The sequence below is a fragment of the Faecalibacterium langellae genome (assembly GCF_002549775.1).
GTDB classification, from domain to species: Bacteria; Bacillota; Clostridia; order Oscillospirales; family Ruminococcaceae; genus Faecalibacterium; species Faecalibacterium langellae.
This window is the reverse complement of record NZ_NMTR01000012.1, coordinates 58,631-77,171: the sequence shown is the minus strand read 5'-3', so window position 1 is coordinate 77,171 and position 18,541 is coordinate 58,631. Positions and strand designations below refer to the sequence as shown.

Annotated in this window: 17 protein-coding genes, 1 tRNA gene and 1 pseudogene; 9 read left to right on the top strand and 10 right to left on the bottom strand. The window is 62.3% G+C overall.

Going from position 1 to position 18,541, the window contains the following annotated elements; translation table 11 throughout:
* The first annotated feature begins 32 nt into the window (after positions 1-32).
* Together gpr and CGS49_RS04665 are read left to right on the top strand one after the other, a co-directional pair.
* Positions 33-815 (top strand): GPR endopeptidase, encoded by a 783-nt coding sequence (gene gpr, locus CGS49_RS04670; protein ID WP_097800750.1) that lies wholly within the window; start codon positions 33-35, stop codon positions 813-815.
* A 152-nt stretch (positions 816-967) separates the two neighbouring features.
* Positions 968-1,558, top strand: coding sequence for an acyltransferase (locus CGS49_RS04665; protein WP_097800749.1), 591 nt, complete (start codon positions 968-970; stop codon positions 1,556-1,558).
* A gap of 42 nt (positions 1,559-1,600) precedes the next feature.
* On the opposite strand, the pseudogene CGS49_RS04660 reads toward CGS49_RS04665, so the two are convergent.
* From CGS49_RS04660 to hrcA, 5 genes and pseudogenes are all read right to left on the bottom strand, one after another.
* A pseudogene (locus CGS49_RS04660) lies at positions 1,601-1,898 on the bottom strand (transposase).
* Positions 1,899-2,102: 204 nt separating this feature from the next.
* A complete protein-coding gene (gene dnaJ, locus CGS49_RS04655; protein ID WP_097800748.1) occupies positions 2,103-3,278 on the bottom strand; it encodes a molecular chaperone DnaJ in 1,176 nt (391 codons plus the stop codon).
* A 162-nt stretch (positions 3,279-3,440) separates the two neighbouring features.
* Positions 3,441-5,267, bottom strand: coding sequence for a molecular chaperone DnaK (gene dnaK, locus CGS49_RS04650; protein ID WP_097800747.1), 1,827 nt, complete (start codon positions 5,265-5,267; stop codon positions 3,441-3,443).
* A 101-nt stretch (positions 5,268-5,368) separates the two neighbouring features.
* On the bottom strand, positions 5,369-6,001 hold the full coding sequence (locus CGS49_RS04645) for a nucleotide exchange factor GrpE (protein ID WP_097800746.1): 633 nt from the start codon (positions 5,999-6,001) through the stop codon (positions 5,369-5,371).
* Complete coding sequence (hrcA, locus tag CGS49_RS04640; protein WP_097800745.1) at positions 5,998-7,071, bottom strand: heat-inducible transcriptional repressor HrcA; 1,074 nt, start codon at positions 7,069-7,071, stop codon at positions 5,998-6,000. The genes CGS49_RS04645 and hrcA overlap by 4 nt, the downstream gene beginning before the upstream one ends.
* Positions 7,072-7,447: 376 nt before the next feature.
* Here hrcA and CGS49_RS04635 point away from each other — a divergent pair, with 376 nt between their 5' ends.
* The gene (locus tag CGS49_RS04635; RefSeq protein WP_097800744.1) at positions 7,448-9,094 is read left to right on the top strand and encodes a hypothetical protein; all 1,647 of its coding nucleotides are present in this window, start codon (positions 7,448-7,450) and stop codon (positions 9,092-9,094) included.
* 111 nt (positions 9,095-9,205) lie between these two features.
* On the opposite strand, the gene CGS49_RS04630 is transcribed toward CGS49_RS04635, so the two are convergent.
* Together CGS49_RS04630 and CGS49_RS04625 are read right to left on the bottom strand one after the other, a co-directional pair.
* Positions 9,206-9,748 carry a stage V sporulation T C-terminal domain-containing protein gene (locus tag CGS49_RS04630; protein ID WP_097800743.1) on the bottom strand — a complete coding sequence of 181 codons (543 nt, stop codon included), beginning with the start codon at positions 9,746-9,748 and terminating at the stop codon, positions 9,206-9,208.
* A 100-nt stretch (positions 9,749-9,848) separates the two neighbouring features.
* Positions 9,849-10,838, bottom strand: coding sequence for a helix-turn-helix domain-containing protein (locus CGS49_RS04625; protein WP_179859031.1), 990 nt, complete (start codon positions 10,836-10,838; stop codon positions 9,849-9,851).
* 210 nt (positions 10,839-11,048) lie between these two features.
* Between CGS49_RS04625 and CGS49_RS04620 the strand changes: the two genes are divergently transcribed.
* On the top strand, positions 11,049-12,335 hold the full coding sequence (locus CGS49_RS04620; protein ID WP_097800741.1) for an aminoacetone oxidase family FAD-binding enzyme: 1,287 nt from the start codon (positions 11,049-11,051) through the stop codon (positions 12,333-12,335).
* Between the two features lie 89 nt (positions 12,336-12,424).
* Here the strand turns inward: CGS49_RS04620 and CGS49_RS04615 are convergent, their stop codons facing one another.
* Entirely contained in the window at positions 12,425-12,703 is a 279-nt protein-coding gene (locus tag CGS49_RS04615) for a winged helix-turn-helix transcriptional regulator (RefSeq protein ID WP_343215855.1), read from the bottom strand.
* A 237-nt stretch (positions 12,704-12,940) separates the two neighbouring features.
* On the opposite strand from CGS49_RS04615, the gene CGS49_RS14415 reads away from it, so the two are divergent.
* Genes CGS49_RS14415 through CGS49_RS04605 form a run of 3 tightly spaced genes read left to right on the top strand, consistent with a single transcriptional unit; the run spans position 12,941 to position 14,597 of the window.
* On the top strand, positions 12,941-13,354 hold the full coding sequence (locus CGS49_RS14415) for a radical SAM protein (protein ID WP_242975365.1): 414 nt from the start codon (positions 12,941-12,943) through the stop codon (positions 13,352-13,354).
* A 30-nt stretch (positions 13,355-13,384) separates the two neighbouring features.
* Positions 13,385-14,011: an SPASM domain-containing protein gene (locus CGS49_RS14410; protein WP_242975364.1), complete on the top strand. Its 627-nt coding sequence runs from the start codon at positions 13,385-13,387 to the stop codon at positions 14,009-14,011.
* Position 14,012: 1 nt separating this feature from the next.
* Positions 14,013-14,597: a nitroreductase family protein gene (locus CGS49_RS04605; RefSeq protein ID WP_097800740.1), complete on the top strand. Its 585-nt coding sequence runs from the start codon at positions 14,013-14,015 to the stop codon at positions 14,595-14,597.
* A gap of 164 nt (positions 14,598-14,761) precedes the next feature.
* Here the strand turns inward: CGS49_RS04605 and CGS49_RS04600 are convergent.
* Positions 14,762-14,837 (bottom strand) — tRNA-Lys (locus CGS49_RS04600).
* 556 nt (positions 14,838-15,393) lie between these two features.
* On the opposite strand from CGS49_RS04600, the gene CGS49_RS04590 reads away from it, so the two are divergent.
* Both CGS49_RS04590 and CGS49_RS04585 read left to right on the top strand, forming a co-directional pair.
* On the top strand, positions 15,394-16,611 hold the full coding sequence (locus CGS49_RS04590; protein WP_097800739.1) for a DUF3048 domain-containing protein: 1,218 nt from the start codon (positions 15,394-15,396) through the stop codon (positions 16,609-16,611).
* Between the two features lie 13 nt (positions 16,612-16,624).
* Positions 16,625-17,734: a DUF3048 domain-containing protein gene (locus CGS49_RS04585; RefSeq protein WP_097800738.1), complete on the top strand. Its 1,110-nt coding sequence runs from the start codon at positions 16,625-16,627 to the stop codon at positions 17,732-17,734.
* 183 nt (positions 17,735-17,917) lie between these two features.
* Here CGS49_RS04585 and CGS49_RS04580 read toward each other — a convergent pair whose 3' ends face one another.
* Complete coding sequence (locus CGS49_RS04580; protein ID WP_097800737.1) at positions 17,918-18,523, bottom strand: Tat pathway signal sequence; 606 nt, start codon at positions 18,521-18,523, stop codon at positions 17,918-17,920.
* Positions 18,524-18,541 lie beyond the last annotated feature (18 nt).

Below are 18,541 nucleotides of genomic sequence, written 5' to 3'. Positions count from 1 at the left end.
CGGCCCCAAAATGAGCAAAAGAGGTGGGAAATATGCGTTCTACCGATATGGCCGACGAGCTGTTCGGCGCGGCAGATGCACTGCCCGGCGGGGTAAGGCTGGCCACAGCGAAGCGGGGCGGCGTCACGGTCACCCGGGTGGAGATCGCCCGGGAGGGCCTTGCCCGGCCCCGGGGCCGGTACGTCACGCTGGAGATGCCCAGCGTCAGTGTGCTGGACGAGCGGGACGCCGATGTCATCGAGACCTGCGCGGCCGAGCTGCGGGCCCTGCTGCCGCCGGAGGGCCCGGTGCTGGTGCTGGGCGTGGGCAGCCGCCGCATCACCGCCGACGCTCTGGGCCCGCGCACGGCGCAGAAAATTCTGGTCACCATGGGGCCGCAGCACACCCTGCCCGTGAAGGGCATCCGGCCGGTGGCGGCCATTGCGCCGGGGGTGTCGGCGTCCACGGGGCTCACCCTGCGCCAGCTGGCCGGGGCGCTGGTGGACGCGGTGCAGCCCGCCGCCCTCATCTGCGTGGACAGCCTGTGCAGCGCCGAGGGCGCGCGGCTGGGCCGCAGCGTGCAGTTCTCCGACACCGGGCTTTACCCGGCGCAGGCGGACCACGCAAAGCATCTGGACGCCGCATCCCTCGGCGTGCCGGTGCTGGCGGCGGGCATCCCCACCCTGATGGAGTCCGACGAAGGGGCCGACCTTGTGGTGACGCCCCGGGCGCTGGACAGCGTCATCGCCCACGGGTCGGCCCTGCTGGCAGGTGCCATCAACCGGGCCCTGCAGCCCCGGCTCAGCCTGACGCAATTGTGCTGGCTGACGGGCTGAAATGACGCATTCTGCGGGTTGTAACGGCGGCCTTTCCGGCCGTACCTTAAAAGAAAAGGCACCGCCCGGCTTGACAATGGGCGCGGGGTGGGTATCATAAAAAGGCTTTTCAGCAAAGAAACCATCAACCTCACCAGAGAAAGGAACACAAAATGACCAGTTTTTACACCGAAGAAGAATTGAAAGGCCTCGGCTTCCGGCACATCGGGAACGGGGTGTGCATCAGCCGCAAAGCCAGCATTTACGGCGCGCAGAACATCTCGCTCGGCGACCATGTGCGCATCGACGATTTCTGCATCCTGAGCGGCAGGATCGAAATCGGCAGCTATGTGCACGTTGCGGCCTACACGGCCCTTTACGGCGGCAGCGACGGCATTTTCATCGAGGATTTCGCAAACCTTTCCTCCCGCATCTGCGTCTACAGCGTCAGTGATGACTATTCCGGCCAGACCATGACGAACCCCATGGTGCCGGACGAATACAAGGCCGTGGAAAGCGCGCCGGTGCACATCCGCCGCCATGTGATCGTGGGCTCCACCAGCGTCATCCTGCCCGGTGTGGACCTGAAGGAGGGCAGCGCCTTCGGCAGCTTTTCCTTCATCAACCGCGACCCGGAGCCCTGGAGCATGAATGCGGGCATCCCGGCCCGCAAGATCAAGGAACGCAGCAGGGATTTGCTGGAGCTGGAAAAGCAGTTCACCGCCCTTTACAAGTCAAACTCACCGGCCGAGCCGGTGGCTTGAGTAAGCCCTAGAACTAGCAAAGCCCCTTAAGAGGCCTTTTATTTACGGCTTGATTTCCTTGCTGCCCGTAAACGGGTCCACGAATTCCTTAAGGCTCAACTGATCGGCGATCTGGTCCTGTTGCAGCTGATTTTGGATGTATTCTTGAATTTTCTTTTTGTTCTTCCCTACCGTGTCCACGAAGTATCCCCTGGCCCAGAAATGCCGATTTCCATACTTGCCGTACTTGTTTGATTTGACCGTAAATCGCCATTCGCCGATATTTTGGCGCCAATACGCCATGGTATTGACCTCTCCATGTCGTATGGCTTAAACTATCTACGTCTTTGTTCTCTTTCATTTCAAAGAGAAACCTCCCTGTTCTTAAAATGTGGTTGGCAAAACTCTATTCTACAGGGAGGTTTCTTCTTGTCTAGGGCTAAAGCCGTTTTTATTCCACCCGCTTAGCTGGTGGTTTTCTTTCGCTCAAGCACTCAGCAAAAAAGCGGCGGCACCTCCCAGCTGGGAAGCGCCGCCGCTTTGCATGATGTTGTTCCGTTCAAGCTCAGCTGTTGAACATATCCTTCAGCTTTTTGAAGAAGCCCTTGCGCTTTTCGTAGTTTTCTTCTTTCAGGGTGCCCTCAAATTTCTTCAGGGCCTCGCGCTGGGTCTTGTTCAGCTTCTTGGGGATCTCCACCTCGCACTTGACGTACATGTCACCGCGGCCGCGGCCGTTCAGGTACTGGATGCCCTTGCCGCGCAGGCGGAAGGTGGTGCCGCTCTGGGTGCCTTCGGGCACGGTGTACTCCACCTTGCCGTCGATGGACGGCACCTGAATAGTATCGCCCAGCACGGCCTGGCTGTAGGTGATGGGCACCGTGACCCACACATCGTAGCCGTCGCGCTGGAACACCTCGCTGGGCCGCACCGTGACCATCACGATCACATCACCTGCGGGGCCGCCGTTGCTGCCTGCATCGCCCTTGCCGCGCAGTGCCAGGCTCTGGTCATCATCAATGCCTGCGGGGACAGACACCTCCATCGTCTTCTGGGCGGCCACCCGGCCGCTGCCGTGGCAGACCTTGCAGGGGTTTTTGACCAGCTTGCCTCTGCCGCCGCAGCGGGAGCAGGGCTGCTGGGTCTGCATCACACCAAAGGGGGTGCGCTGCTGCCGGATGACAAAGCCACGGCCGCCGCAGTCCGGGCAGGTCTCGGGGCTGGTGCCGGCGGCGCAGCCGGTGCCGTGGCACTCGGTGCACTCCTGCTGGCGGGTGATGGTGATGTTCTTCTTGCAGCCGTGCACCGCCTCGTCAAAGCTCAGGGTGATGCGCACGCGGACGTCCTGACCCTTGCGGGCAGCGTTGGGGTTGGAGCGGCTGCCGCCGCCAAAACCGCCGAAGCCGCCGCCAAAGATATCGCCAAAGATGTCACCCAGATCCACGCCGTCGCCGCCAAAACCGCCAAAGCCGCCCGCACCGGGGCCGCCGCCGTTCTGGGCTGCGTAGGCCGGGTCAACGCCTGCAAAACCGTACTGGTCGTACAGCTGGCGCTTTTTCGGGTCCGAAAGCACCTCGTTGGCCTCATTGACCTCCTTGAACTTTTCCTCGGCTTCCTTGTCGCCGGGGTTGTAGTCCGGGTGGTACTTCATTGCCAGCTTGCGGTATGCCTTTTTGATCTCCGCATCCGTCGCCGTTTTGGATACCCCCAGCACTTCGTAGTAATCACGCTTTTCCTGTGCCATATCCACTCACCTCTCCGGGAACGTTCTATCCGGGAAACGCCCCGGTCGGTTCCTCGCTCTATAACCAGCAAGAGCCGCCCCGGCCGAAACCGGAGCGGCTTTTGCTATTCATGCGTGTGTGTCCTCCGGTTTGGCCGGACACGCACCGCTCAGTTCAGTTGATCAGACTTCCTTGAAGTCGGCATCCACGACGCCGTCATCGTTGGGCTTCTGCTGGTTGTTGCCTGCGTCGGGGCCGGGCTGTGCGCCTGCAGCCTGCTGTGCGGCAGCGGCTGCCTGGTACATCTTCTCGAACACCTGGCTCAGAGCTTCCTGCTTTGCCTTGATGTCGTCCACATTGCCGGACTGCACAGCGGTCTTCAGGTCGGCCAGCTTTGCCTCGGCCTCGGTCTTCACCTCAGCGGGCAGCTTGTCGCCGTTCTCCTTCAGCATCTTCTCGGTCTGGAAGACCATCTGGTCGGCACCGTTGCGGATATCCACTTCCTCGCGCTTCTTCTTGTCGTCGGCAGCAAACTGCTCAGCTTCCTTCACAGCCTTGTCGATATCTTCCTTGGACATGTTGGTGGAAGCGGTGATGGTGATGTTCTGCTCCTTGCCGGTGCCCAGATCCTTTGCGCTGACCTTCACGATGCCGTTGGCATCGATATCGAAGGTGACTTCGATCTGCGGCACACCACGGGGAGCCGGGGCAATGCCGTCCAGATGGAAGACGCCCAGGCTCTTGTTGTCGCGTGCGAACTCACGCTCGCCCTGCAGGACGTTGACCTCAACAGAGGGCTGGTTGTCCGCAGCGGTGGAGAACACCTGGCTCTTGTGGGTGGGGATGGTGGTGTTGCGGTCGATGATCTTGGTGCACACGCCGCCCAGGGTCTCAATGCCCAGGCTCAGCGGGGTGACATCCAGCAGCAGCAGGCCCTTCACGTCGCCCTGCAGCACGCCGCCCTGAATGGCAGCACCGACAGCCACGCACTCGTCGGGGTTGATGCCCTTGAAGGGCTCGCAGTTCAGTTCCTTCTTGACGGCATCGTAGACAGCGGGGATACGGGTGGAACCGCCGACCATCAGGACCTTCTTCAGGTCAGAGGGGCGCAGGCCTGCATCCTGTAGAGCCTTACGGACAGGGCCCATGGTGCGATCGACCAGATCAGCGGTCAGCTCGTTGAACTTTGCGCGGGTCAGGGTCATATCCAGATGCTTGGGGCCGGTAGCGTCGGCGGTGATGAAGGGCAGGTTGATCTGGCTGCTCATGGCGCTGGACAGCTCGATCTTTGCCTTCTCGGCAGCTTCCTTCAGGCGCTGAGCGGCCATCTTGTCCTTGCGCAGGTCGATGCCGTTCTCCTGCTGGAAGGCGTCTGCCATCCAGTTGATGACGCGCTCGTCGAAGTCGTCGCCGCCCAGATGGGTATCGCCGTTGGTGGCCAGAACCTCGGTGACGCCGTCGCCCATCTCGATGATGGAGACATCGAAGGTGCCGCCGCCCAGGTCGTAGACCATGATCTTCTGGTCTTCTTCCTTATCAATACCGTATGCCAGAGAAGCAGCGGTGGGCTCGTTGATGATACGCTTGACGTTCAGGCCTGCGATGGTGCCTGCGTCCTTGGTGGCCTGACGCTGGCTGTCGTTGAAGTAGGCGGGCACGGTGATGACGGCCTCGGTGACGGTCTCGCCCAGATAAGCCTCGGCGTCAGCCTTCAGCTTCTGCAGGATCATTGCGCTCACCTGCTGGGGAGTGTACTCCTTGCCGTTCAGGGTCACCTTGTGGTCGGTGCCCATGAAGCGCTTGATGGAAGCGACGGTGTTCTCAGGGTTGGTGATGGCCTGACGCTTTGCGACCTGACCGACCAGACGGTCGCCGGTCTTGGTGAAGCCCACCACAGACGGGGTGGTGCGTGCACCCTCAGAGTTTGCGATGACGACGGGCTCGCCGCCCTCCATGACAGCCACGCAGCTGTTGGTCGTGCCAAGGTCGATACCAATGATCTTGCTCATAATGAACTCTCCTCTCGAAAGAACAACTCTAATTGTTTATGTGATGCTCAAATGTTTAAAAGCGGATGTTATATTCAAAACCCTTGCGGGTTTTTGCGTTGTTACTCGGCCACCACAACGGTCGCATGGCGGACGATCTTGTCGCCCAGCTTGTAACCCTTCTGGTAGACGGTGATCACGGTGCCGCTCTCCTGCCCGTCCGGGGCGGGGATCTGCTGCACGGCGTTCATGAAGTTGGGGTCAAAGGGCTTGCCCAGCGCTTCGATCTCCTCCACGTGGAGAGCATCCAGCGCCTTGGCGGCTTTGTCCAGCGTCATGGTCACGCCCTTTTTGTAGTTCTCGTCGGTGGTGGGGGCGTTGGCCGCCATGTCCAGCGTATCCAGAATGGGGATGATCTGGTTCACCGCGAAGGACACGCCGTCGTTGAACTTCTGGTCGGCTTCGCGGGTGGAGCGCTTGCGGTAGTTCTCGTACTCGGCCGCCATGCGCAGCAGCTGGTCCTTTGCCTGTGCGGCGTTGGCCTCGGCGGCGTCCAGCTTTGCCTTGACGGCTTCCAGCTCCCGGGCCTTTTTGTTGAACCAGCCGTCCTTTTTCTTGTCGTCCTTCGGTTCAGCCTTCTCGTCGGCGGCAGCTTCCTGTTCGGGTGCTGCGGCGGGTTCGGTCGTTTCCTCGGGAGCGGTTTCGGGCTGCTCAGCTTCCTGCGCCGGAGCCGTGTTCTTGGTTTCTTCACTCATTCCAGGTCCTCCTTATAGATCACAGTCCGCCGGGGTGCGGCAGCCTGCGGGGTGTCTTTTCGTTTGCCGCTCATGCCCTCGCCCAGCTGGTCTGCAAAATAATGCAGCAGCGGCATCAATTTCTGGAAGGGCATCCGGGTGGGGCCGATCAGGGCGATGGAGCCCCACAGGCCGCCGCCCACCAGATACCGGTCGCTCACGATGCACATGCCCGGGATCTGCGGCTCCAGGTCTTCGCCCAGCAGCACGCTCTCATTGCGGTCAGCCGGGGGCGCGATGAGGTCTGCGGCCTGCTCCTCGTCGTTCAGCAGGGTGAGGATGTCGCCCACCTTGCCGTCCAGCTGGGGCCAGTTGAGCAGGTACTGCTCGCCGCCCAGAAAGACGTGGGGCTTGACGGAATCCTGCAAAATGGCCGCCGCCGCGCTGATGACGGGCACCAGCTCCGGGTCGATCTGGCTGCACAGCTCTGCCAGCAGCCGGGGGGACAGGTCCACCGGTGCCACGAAGGTCAGGTTGCGGTTCAGCAGGGCAGCCAGAGCGGCCGCCGCTTCCCGCGAGAGCCCGGTGCGCACCCGCGCCACACGGGTGCGGACGTAACCGGCGGTGGTCACGGCCAGCACAGCCGCTGCGCTGCGGCCCACCTGAACCACTTCATAGTGGGCGATGCACAAATCCTCGGCACACGGGGTGCTGACGGCGGCGGTGCAGCCGCTGATGGCTGCCAGCGCCTTGGCGGCACCGGCGGCCAGCTTTTCCGGCTCGTGGTCGAGGCTTGCGAACACCGCATCCACACGGGCACGGGTCACGCGGTCCAGCGGCTGATCGCTGGTGAGCAGATTATCAAGGTAGTAACGGTAGCCCTTGGCGCTGGGCACACGGCCCGCGCTGGTGTGGGGCTGCTCCAGCAGGCCCAGCTTTGTCAGCGCCGCCATCTCATTGCGAAGCGTTGCGCTGGAAACCGCCATATCAAAGTAGTTTGCCAGCACGCTGCTGCCAACGGGCTCCCCTTCGAGACCATACAGCGCCACGATCGCCTGCAAGACTCGCTGCTTGCGTGCATCCATCGTCATAGCGCCTGCCTCCTTTTTGCGTTCGCTTTCGTTTGTTTAGCACTCCTTGTTCCTGAGTGCTAAGACCATTATAGCCAATTTTCCGGTGCTGTCAAGGGCTTTGCAAAAATGTTTATAAAGATTCATAATTCTGTCATAAAGGGGGTGTGTTCCTCTCAGGCGGGGCGGGGCTGAACCCTCTCAGTCACGCCTGACGGCGTGCCAGCTCCCCCGAGGGGGGAGCTTTATCCTAATAGGTACTACTTTCCCCCATTTTTCAGCAATTCGTGCAGTTTTAGCCCCATTCGTGCAGAATTTCTTTTGTTTTTACCCAATTTGTGGTATATTTATAATAATGGTACTCCTGTACAAAAATCACACGAAAGGAGCGAAAACAATGAAAGCAAAACGCATTGTAAGCATCCTGCTGACCGGCAGTATGCTGCTGTCCCTGCTGCCGGTGTCTGCACTGGCAGCTGCCCCGGTGTTCGATGCACCCGCCCAGACCACGGCGAAAAAGGCTGTCCCCCTTGTGCAGGAGGCAGACGCCTCCCGCAGCACCGAGGAGGAAGCCGCCACCCGCAGCAGCCGTGATCTGGACGCAGAGAACGGCACCGCCGAAAGCATTACTACCATCCAGCTGAACGCCGCTGGCAAGCCTGCAAGCGAGGGTAACTTTGGCAATTGGTACTACAGTGCTGCCTCCGGTTGCCAGCTGGACACTGGCGTTTTTGCCCTGCAGCCCTCCTCGGAGCCCGAGGCAGAAAGCGCATTGAAGGCACGCCTTTTCCGCATTGACGATAACGCCGAGCTAGTCCGCGGCACCGTCGGCTGTGAAACCATCAATTATGGCACCATCTTCGACGGCATCTTCCAAGGGAAGGTGACTAACTTCCGAACCATCTCCGGCGGCACCTTCCAAGGGGAGGTGAACAACTGGGGCACTATCTCCAACGGTACCTTCCAAAGGGAGGTGGACAACCAGGGCACCATCTCCAACGGTACCTTCCAACAGCCTGTGAACAACTCCAACACCATCTCCGACGGTATCTTCCAAGGGAAGGTGGCTAACTTCCGAACCATCTCCGGCGGCACCTTTGAGGAAGTTGTCGAGATGAACGAGTCCCCCGACGGGGTCACAATTGAGGGTGGAACCTTTAAAAAGGGTATAAAGCTCAATGCTGGTGCGTGCTACCCCATCATCACCGACGGCCTGTTTGACGGAAAGGTTTCTGCCGCAGAAGGTTACTCCGGCACGCTTAGCATCCGCGGCGGCCTGTTTACCAAAGCTGTGGATATAAGCAACACCGGCCTGCCCAATCTTCAGATCACCGGCGGCTATTTTGTAAGTAAGCCCACTGTGCCGGAAGGCAGCGTCAGCTTTACCTCTGTGAGCGATCAGAATGGCGGACCCTTCCAAGTGTTTGTAAATAAAGGCTGGTCTGACGGCTACAACGAACTTTATGTCCCCAGCGGATCGTCTGAGCAGCCCAACACCATTACCGTAAAGACCGCTGCCCCACTGACCGACTGCCTTGCAGGCGACGTATCCATTATGGATAGCGTACAGGCAAACGCGGACGGCAGCTACGCCATTGACGTGCATTCCCCGGCGTCCATCGTGCTGGTGACCGCGGAGCCCGCGCCGGGCGAACCCGGCGGCGAGCTTGACCCGGAGTTCTCCTCCGGCGCAGCCGCGCTCGGCATCGTGCTGGGCACTGCAGGTCTGGGTTATGTCACCTATGTCTGCGGTTCTTCCCTGTACCTGCACTATGTTTTGCCGGACGGCTTTATCCCCTCCACCCGGCAGGAGCTGGCCACCGTCCTGTGGACGACTGCCGGTAAGCCCGACCCCGTAAGCACCGCCCTGTATACCGATATCCCCGCTGACGCTATCGAGCAGCAGAAAGCCGCCCGCTGGTGCGCAGAGCAGGGTCTGCTCTCCGACCACGGCGAAACCTTTGGCCCGGATATGAAGGTGTACAACGCCCGCATCATCCGCGCATGGAACAGCCTGAAAAAGCTGCCCGTGCCCATTAAATAATCATTCTCTCATTCATCCTTTCATGTACACCGCCGCCCGGCTTGCTTCCACAGGCCGGGCGGCGGTGTTTTTGCAGGTAAAACCCTCTCGTGAAAATGCGTTTGTCCTGCCTTACTCCTCCATCTGCTTTGCCAGAAAAGCCGCCGCCACGCTCAACGCCTTGCGCTGGGCATCGTCCGGCACAGCGGTGCGGTCCTCGGTGAGCAGGCCCACCGCCCCGGTCACATCTCCCGCCGCGATGATGGGCACTGCACACAGCAGCACCCGGGGCGAGCCCTCGCAGGGCAGCACGGCGTGGTCGGCGCGGCCCTCGTTCTGGTAGGGCTTGCGGGCGTCCATGAGCTTTTCCAGCGGCAGGCTGATGCTGCGGTCGGCAAGCTCCCGCCGTCCGGTGCCGCTGACCGCGAGGATGCGGTCCCGGTCGGCCACGAAGGCGGTCAGCGCAAAGCTGCGGTTCAGCACTTCAACGTACTGCGCCGCCACGCCGTTCATCTCGCCCACGGGCGAATACTTTTTAAAGATCACCTCGCCGTCGCCGGTGGTGAAAATTTCCAGCGGGTCGCCCCGGCGGATGCGCTGGGTGCGGCGGATCTCCTTGGGGATCACCACCCGGCCCAGCTCGTCGATGCGGCGCACGATACCTGTTGCTTTCATGCTTTGGTCTCCTCCGTTCTGTTTCCTTGTTTGTGGCGATACAGTTAGTATCTGTCAGAACGGGAAATTTATACCTGCCGCCGCTGCGCCCCGGGGGAGCTCATTCTTCGCTCCGGCCCGCCCAGGCGCGCACCGCCAGCCACACGGCCGCGAACAGCACCCCCGCCACGGCCCAGATCCACCAGCTGGTGTTCCAGCTGTCGTGGCGGAAGCTCACACCCAGGTACACCGCCGTCACGCCGCACCAGTAGGCCCCGGCAAACCAGCCCACCCGGCGGGTCACCCGCTTGCTCTCCACGGTGTAGTCCCCGGTCTGCAGCAGCTTATCCAGCGCTTCCTTCTGCATCCCGGCCCGGATCAGCGGCTGCACCGAGATCGCCACGATGGCCAGCAGCAGGCACACCGCTGCCGCCATCCAGAAGTCGGAGCCGTCCAGCATCACCGCCGCCATCAGCGGCACCACCGACAGCACACAGCCCACCACGCCCCAGGTGCTTTGCCGCAGAAGGTGCGGGCCGCATTCCTTTTTCTGTTTTTCCACGATCCCGGCCACCCCGTAGCCCAGCTGGAACACTTCTTTTTCCAGATAGTCATAGCTTTCCAGCTGCATTGCCGCCGGGAGGATGAGCAGCAGGCCCAGCGCCACCAGCACCAGCAGAGTGATCATCCCGGCACCGGCCGCAAAGCCCTCGCGCGGGGTGCCGTCCGCCCAGGCACCAAGCAGCAGCAAGGCGATGGGGCAGAGGATGCACAGGCCCACGCCCGCCGCAATGCGCCCGCAGGCGGCCTGCACAAGGCTCAGGTAGTCGTTCGCTTCTTCCAGCGTCACCGTGCGCAGGGGTTCCGCCTCCGGTGCAGGCAGCACCGCCGCCGGGGCCGCATCGGGCGCTTCGAGAGTATCCTTCAATAAGTAATCGGTGGTCACCTCAAACAGCGCGCTGAGCTTTAAGATTTTGTCCAGGTCCGGGATGGACGCGCCGCCCTCCCACTTGGACACGGCCTGCCGGGACACCTGCAGGCGGTTCGCCAGTTCTTCCTGGCTCCAGCCTTTCTGTTTGCGCAGCTGGGCGATCTTTTCCGCTAAAATCATGGTCTTCTCCTTTTTGTATGGGCACTCGTACGAAATCACAGCTGTTTTTCTGCCCCCAGCATACCACATTCTGCGGTTGACAACTACCATTTGCGCTTGGAAATCTGTCAACCAGCGGTTGCAGCCGGCAAAAAAGGCCCGGTTCGTTGTGTTTTGGCCCCGGTTCTGCTACAATGAAAGCAGATTTTTGCAGGAAAGGCAGGTGCCCGCATGGCACACATCCTCATTCTGGGCGGCGGTGCCGCCGGGCTGACCGCCGCGCTGGCGGCGGCCGAAGCTGCACCCTCCGCGCAGGTGACCGTGCTGGAACGCAGCCCGAAGCCGGGCAAAAAGCTGCTGGCCACCGGCAACGGCCGCTGTAACCTGGACAACACCGGCATCGCGCCGGAGAAATACTTCACGGCCGACCCCGCCGCACTGCGCCCGCTGCTGCAGGCCGTGAACGCCGCCGACCCGCTGGGCTGGCTGGCCGCCCACGGCCTGTACACCCGCACCGACGAAGCGGGCCGAGTGTACCCTTACTCCAACCAGGCAGCGGATGTGCTGGCCCTGCTGGAACACCATCTGGCGCGCCGCCGGGTGCAGCTGCGCACCGGCTGCACCGTGAGCACCCTGGCCCAGAGCCGGAGCGGCTACGCGGTGCAGTTCCAGAACGCCGAGGGCACCGCCGAGACCCTGCGGGCCGACGCCGTCATCTGCGCCATGGGCGGCGCAGCCGGGCCGCAGTTCGGCACCGACGGCTTCGGCCCCCGGTTCGCCGGGCAGTGCGGCGGCCGGGTGGAACCGCTTTACCCCTGCCTGACCGCCCTGCAGTGCGCAAAGCCGGACAAAGCGCTGGCCGGCATCCGCGCCAAAGCGGCGGCTTCCCTGCTGGACGGCACCCATGTGCTGGCCGTGGAGACGGGCGAAGTGCAGTTCACCGACTACGGGCTTTCCGGCATCTGCATCATGCAGCTGTCCGGCCTGCTGGCCCCGGGCCGCGGGCCGAAAGCCCCCGCCGTGGAGCTGGACCTGTTCCCGGCGCTGGACGAAGCGGCCCTCGCCGGGCTGCTGGCCGCTCACGCCCGGCAGGCGGCAGGGGAGCGCCCGGCCGACTTCTGGCTGGGCCTGCTGAACCCAAAGCTGGGCCGGGCGCTGTGGTCCGCCGCCGCCCTGCCGGACACAGCCGCCCTCACCCCGGGCCAGTGGCAGAAGCTGGCCCGCACCGCCAAACACTGGCGGTTTGAGGGGCTCACCCCCTGCGGCTGGAAGCAGGCCCAGGTGACCGGCGGCGGCCTTGCCCTGCGGGAGGTGGACACGCACTTCCAGTTCAAGGGCTGCCCCGGCCTTTACTTCGTGGGCGAAACGCTGGACTGCACCGGCAGCTGCGGCGGCTTCAACCTGCACTGGGCCTTCGGCAGCGGCATCGCCGCCGGGCAGGCGGCAGGCCGCTGCGCGGCCGCAGGGAACAGACCGCCCCAGCACGGCCGGGACCCCCGCAAAAAGCGCAGCCGCTGAGCCGCTTATCCCATGCAGACAAACGAACACCCGCTCACCGTGGAGATGCCACAGGTGAACGGGTGTTCTGCGTTTTATCCTTTCCGGTTTTATGCCGGTTCCTCTGCTGTTCCGGGCAGCGTGCCGCTCTTGTAGGCCAGGCCCCAGGTCTCCATCGACTTGATGATGGGCTTCATGGATTCTCCCAGCGGACTGAGGGCGTACTCCACCCGGGGCGGCACCTCTGCATAGACCGTGCGCACCACAAGGCCGTCCGCTTCCATGGAGCGCAGACTGTCGGTCAGCACCTTCTGGCTGATGCCATCCAAGTCTTTGCGAAGTTCATTGAACCGCCAGGGCCGCGCCAGCAGGTTCCGCATGATGAGCAGCTTTCACTTGCTGCCGATGAGGGAAACGGTGGTCGCCACCGGGCAGGCAGGCAGTTCTTCTTTGGTTTTCATAGGGGCACCTCCATAGGCGTGATATCAGTTTCCAAAAGAATGTTATATGCATATTATAACCATCCTTTCCCGAACGCGCAAGACAGTTACAAAAAGGTGACCCGGTAATAAAAAGGTGCGTACTTTTCATCCGTACACCGCCGAATTATACTAAAAGCACGGACAATGAAGTCCGCAAAACAATTTACGGAGGCAACATCTTATGGCACTTTCCAATCTGTTCGGCTGGGCAAAGAAGACCCCTGCCGCATCCGCCTGCGGCACTGCTACATCTTCTCTGAAAACACCTGCAAGCATCTGGATTCCATGAGCTGGGCCGAGGTGCAGGAGACCTTCTATAACTGTCTGGATTTCTGCGCGGTGCATGACCGTCTGCCCTATTTCTATATCACGGGCGGTGACCCGATCCTGCACCCGGATTTCTGGCAGCTGCTGGAGCTGCTCAAAACACACAGCATCCCCTTCACGATTCTGGGCAATCCGTTCCACCTGAACGATGCCGTCTGCCAGCGGCTGAAGAACTACGGCTGCGAGAAGTACCAGCTGTCCATTGACGGCCTGCGCGAGACCCACGACTAGTTCCGCAAGCCGGGCAGCTTTGACACGACCTTGGAGAAGATCGGCTGCATCAACCGGGCGGGCATCCGCTCGGTGGTCATGACCACGGTTTCCGGCAAGAACATCGACGAAGTGCCCGGCATCATTGACGCGGTGGTGGCCGCAGGCGCGAACGTATTCGCCTTTGCCCGCTACTGCCCCACCAGCGGGGAGAAGGACACCGGCATCGCGCCCCTGCGCTACCGCCAGCTTCTGGCCGACTGCGATAAAAAGTTCAAGGAATATGAAGCCGCCGGATGCACCACCTATTTCAACAAGAAAGACCACCTCTGGACGCTGTACGAGTACGAGACGGGGGCATTCACGCTGGATGGAGTCTACGAGGACGGCATGATCTATGGCGGCTGCAACTGCGGCAACTGCCATCTGACCATCTTGCCCACGGGCGATGTGTATGCCTGCCGCCGGGTGCAGAACAGCAGGGTGGGCAATGTGTTCGAGGATCGGCTGGCCGATGTGTGGGTCTGCCAGATGGAGCAGTACCGGGACTACGCCCGCTTTGCCAAATGCTCCAAGTGTGAACTGCTGGCCTTCTGCCGGGGCTGCCCGGCTGTAGCCAGCGGCAAGAGCGGCGACTTCTACGCCGCCGACCCGCAGTGCTGGAAGGAGGTAATTTAATATGGATATTTTGCAGACGATTCTCCACCGCCGCTCCATCCGGCGGTTCGATACGCGCCAGATCGAAGAAGAAACCCTCCAGAAAATTTTGCAGGCCGGGCTGTATGCGCCCAGCGCAGGCGGACGGCAGGGCGTAATTTTTGCGGTCAGCCAGAATCGGGAAGTCAACGAGCGGCTGGGCAAGATCAAGCGGGCCAATTCCTATTTTCGGATGTCCACCGCCACGCGCTATGTTTCCCGCGAGCAGCCCAGCATCGTGGACGACGCAAAGCTGACCAACGCTTTTTACGATGCGCCCACGGTCATCACCCTGTTCGCCCCGAAAGATTTTCTCTTTGCGGCAGAGGACTGCGCCGTGGCCGCCGAAAACATGATGCTGGCGGCGGATGCGCTGGGCGTGGGCAGCTGCTATATCGGCCAGGGTTGGACCGCCTTTGCTGCCCCCTACGGGCAGGATATCCTGCGGCAATGGGGCATCCGCACCGATTACTACGCCGTGATGCAGCTGCTTCTCGGTTACCCCCGCCCCGGTGACGCCCATCCGCAGGCAAAGCCCCGCAATAACGCACGGGTACTGCGGTTCTGATTTTCGCCAAACACGTCTGCTTTGCGAAGCAAATCCGTCTGTGCTTTTCTAATTTTGTCCCTCTGATCTCTGCATTTTTTGAAAAAATCACAGGTACAAACCAAAAAGCCCGCATAAAACAAAAAAGACGACAAACCGTTTCTTTCAACGATTTATCGTCCTTTTGGTGCGCTCGAGGGAACTCGAATCCCTGGCCCTCTGATTAAAAGTCAGATGCTCTACCGGCTGAGCTACGAGCGCATATTCCTGCGGCAAAACAATACCGCCGAATAATATTACCACAACTTTGCGCAAAAAGCAAGGGTTCCCGGGCAAAAAGGCGCAAACAGCGCAAATTTCCCGTTCTGCTGCGCCGGTACGGCAGCTTTTTTCACAGTGCCTGGGCAGGGCACCCGCACCGGGAACAGCCCTAAAAACTCCCGGCGCGTCATCCCCGACAACTTCGCGTTTGTGGAGCGCAGCGGAACAATGAAGTCCCCAGCGGGGACTTTAAGCGACCGAACGGTCTTGCCAAAGGCAAGATGGAGAGGCCCCGCCCCGACAAGTTCGCGTTTGTGGAGCGAAGCGGAACAATGAAAGCCCCAGTGGGGCTTTTAAGCGACCGAACGGTCTTGCGCAAGCAAGATGGAGGGGCCCCGCCCCGACAAGTTCCTCTTTACAAAACCGGCAAGAATCGTTACAATCAAATCAAATCCGTTTGCGGTGCGCCGGGCCTCACCGGTGCGCCGTGTCTGCCGTGTTTTTTGCGGCTCCGGCGCTGTGCCGGGCCGAGCTTTTTGTGCAGGAGGTTTTTCCTATGAAGATCACGCGCCGTGCCGTTCTTCGCCTTACCGGTGCCGCTGCCGCCTCGCTGGCTTTGTCCAGCTGCAGCGCAAGCGGCACCATTCTGGGCAGCAACTTCTCCGCCTGGCTCCAAAAAACGCTGGGCGGCTCTGCCTCGTCCGCCGCATCCAGCGATGCTGCGTCCGATCTGGTCGTCTCGCCGCTGCCGGAAGGGGAACAGCTGGACCCCGGCTTTGCCGTGACCCCCGCTTACGACGCCGACCCGCTCACCGGCGAGGCCCGGCGCAGCGGCGGGCGCATCGTGGGCGTGATGGTGAACAACATCTCCAACACCTCCCGCCAGAACGCCCGCCCGCAGCGCGGCATCGGTTCGGCGGACGTGCTCATCGAGTGCAAGGTGGAGGGCGGCATCACCCGCTTCTGCGCGGTGTTCCACGACGCCGACGCCATCCCGGAGATCGGCCCGCTGCGCTCCGGCCGCGACCAGTTCCTGCAGCTGCTGATGCCGTATCAGGCGCTGTACTACCACGACGGCGAGAGCGCCGCCTGCACCAAGTTCATCAGCGTGTACGATTACTCCGGCCTGAACATCGGCGGCAAGAGCTACTTCAACACCCCGGTCCACCCCCATGTGGCCCACCGCGACAGCCGCGGCCGGGACGTGGCCTACGAGCACACCGAGTTCACCTCCGGCACCGAGATCAAGCAGGCTGCCGCCAACGCAGGCATCGGCCTGGACTACGCCTGCGACACCACCTTCTTCCGCTTTGCGGACTACCGCACCGGCGCCGAGAACGCCATGAAGGGCACCGCCTCCGGCAAGAGCGTCAGCATCGTGCACTCGGACCACTACAAGACCAGCTTCAGCTACAACTGGTTCGACCACACCTATAAAATGCAGATGTACAGCCGCATCTCCGGCCAGTTCGAGAAGGCGGTGGACGAGCTCACCGGCAAGCAGCTCAGCTTCGACAACCTGGCCGTCTGCTTTGCGCCCATCGCGGCTTACCCCGGCGACTCCGGCGACGTGCAGCAGGTGAGCTACATCTCCGGCGGCGAGGTCTATTTCTTCAGCCGGGGCGGCATGGTGCGCGGCACCTGGCAGAAGGCTTCGCCCGAGCACCCGCTGCGCCTGTTCGACGAGAGCGGGGCCGAGCTCATCTTCAACCGCGGCAAGACCTACCTTGCCATCGTGGACGACGACGAGTGGTCCAACTTCAGCTATCAGTAAACGAGGAAACGCCATGAAACGCATCTGGACCCGGGCAGCGGCGGCCGCCGCGCTGTGCGCCGTATTGTTGAGCGGCTGTTCCTTTTCGTCGGAGATCCTCTCCGACCATTCCGCGCCCTCCGACCCGCTCACCGGGCAGGCGCTGCAATACCCCGGCGAGCGCGCCGCTGCCGTGGTCATCGACAACGCCCCGGCCAGCACCGTGCAGTGGGGCATCGGCAGCGCATCGGTGGTGCTGGAGGCCCAGACCGAGGCCGACGCTCCCACCAGCCTGTGCCTGGCGTACCCTGCAGTGAGCGCCATGCCCACGGTGGGCCCGGTGACCCTGGGACAGGACCTGTACTGGCGGCTGCTCAGCGGCCAGCAGGTGCTGCCGGTGCAGCGGGGCGCAGGCCAGTTCGCCCGCAACTATCTGGATTACTACAATCTCCGCGCCGTGGACGCGCTGGAGGTGGGGCGCAACGCCTTCACCTGCGACGCCGACTGGAGCAGCGCCCCGCTGTGGCGCACCAGCGGCAAGGCGGTGCTGGGCGTGCTGGACAGCCTGAACCTCTCCAGCCAGCTGGATGAGCTGGCGGCGTCGGCCTCGTCGGCGGTGACGTCCGACAGCACCGGGGCGGACACCGTTCTGCCCACCCTTCCGGCGCTGCTGCCCCAAAAGGCAGAGCCCCGCCTGCCGGAGCCGGACGCCGAGGACGCCGCCGCCGTGCAGATGCACTTCGGCACCCAGAGCACCACAGCCTTTGCTTACAGCGCCGAAAGCGGCACCTACGGCATGCTGCACGCCGACGGCACCGCCCAGCTGGACGCCAACACCGGCACCCAGGCCCAGTTCGACAACCTGCTCATCCTGTTCAGCTCGTCCACCCTGCGGGACGATGGCCGCACGCTGGATTACGACCTGACCCTTGGCGGCGGCGTGTGGCTCAACGGCGGCCGCCTGTGGCACATCACCTGGACCCAGGGCACCGACTCCACCTTTTTGTTCTACGACTCCGACGGCCGGCAGCTGAGCCTTTGCACCGGCCGCAGCTATCTGGCACTGGTATCCAGCGTCACCGGCGACGAACTGGCCGTGCAGAGCTCGGCCGGGGAAGAACTGCTGGCACACGCCGCCGCATAACAACGCAAAAAGCCATCTGCGACTTCAACCGTCACAGATGGCTTTTCTTATGTTTTGCGTTCTTTCCGCCCGGGTGTAGGGAACACATTCATGCGTTTCGCTCCCGTCCCGGCAAATGCCGTCTACCTGCGGAGCAGATGAACCCGCTCCCTGCAGAAAACCGGCTGCCTGAGAGGGCCCCTTTTACAGGTCCACCACGCTGCCCACCTCGGCGGGGCAGGAGGGCACAGCGCCCAGGGCCACCTCGTCGGTGCCGCGGTGCACCGTGAAGGTCTCGCTGCGGCCTGCAGCAAAGTCCGGGTGCCAGGTCAGCTCCAGCGTCTGCCAGTTTTCCGGCACGGCGCAGAAGCAGTGCACCAGCGCGCCCCTGCCTGCGGCAAGGTTCAGGGTGAACACCGAAGCATCCGCCGCGTTCTCGCCGTAGAGCGGGGCGGCAAAGCTGCCGCAGCGCACGGCGGTGCCGTCGCACACGGCGGAAAAGCCGGTGCCCATGCTGTACAGGTCCGCCAGGGTGCGCACCTCGCGGCTCTGCAGGTAGCTGGCGTCCACGGGCAGGGAGGAAGCCGAAAGGTTCTCCACCGAGAGGTACACCAGCACATTGCCCATTTCCGGCGCAGGGGCATAGCCCAGCAGCTCCACAGCGGCCTTGCCGTCCAGCAGGGCAGGCTCGCCCGCAAGACGCGGCTGCTGCGCCGCAGCGGAAACACCGGTGAGCAGGGCAGCGGCAAGGCTGACCGCACCGGAACCGGCACATTTCAGGAATGACCGGCGGGAAATGGACTGGGACATGGGGCTTCCTCCTCAAAA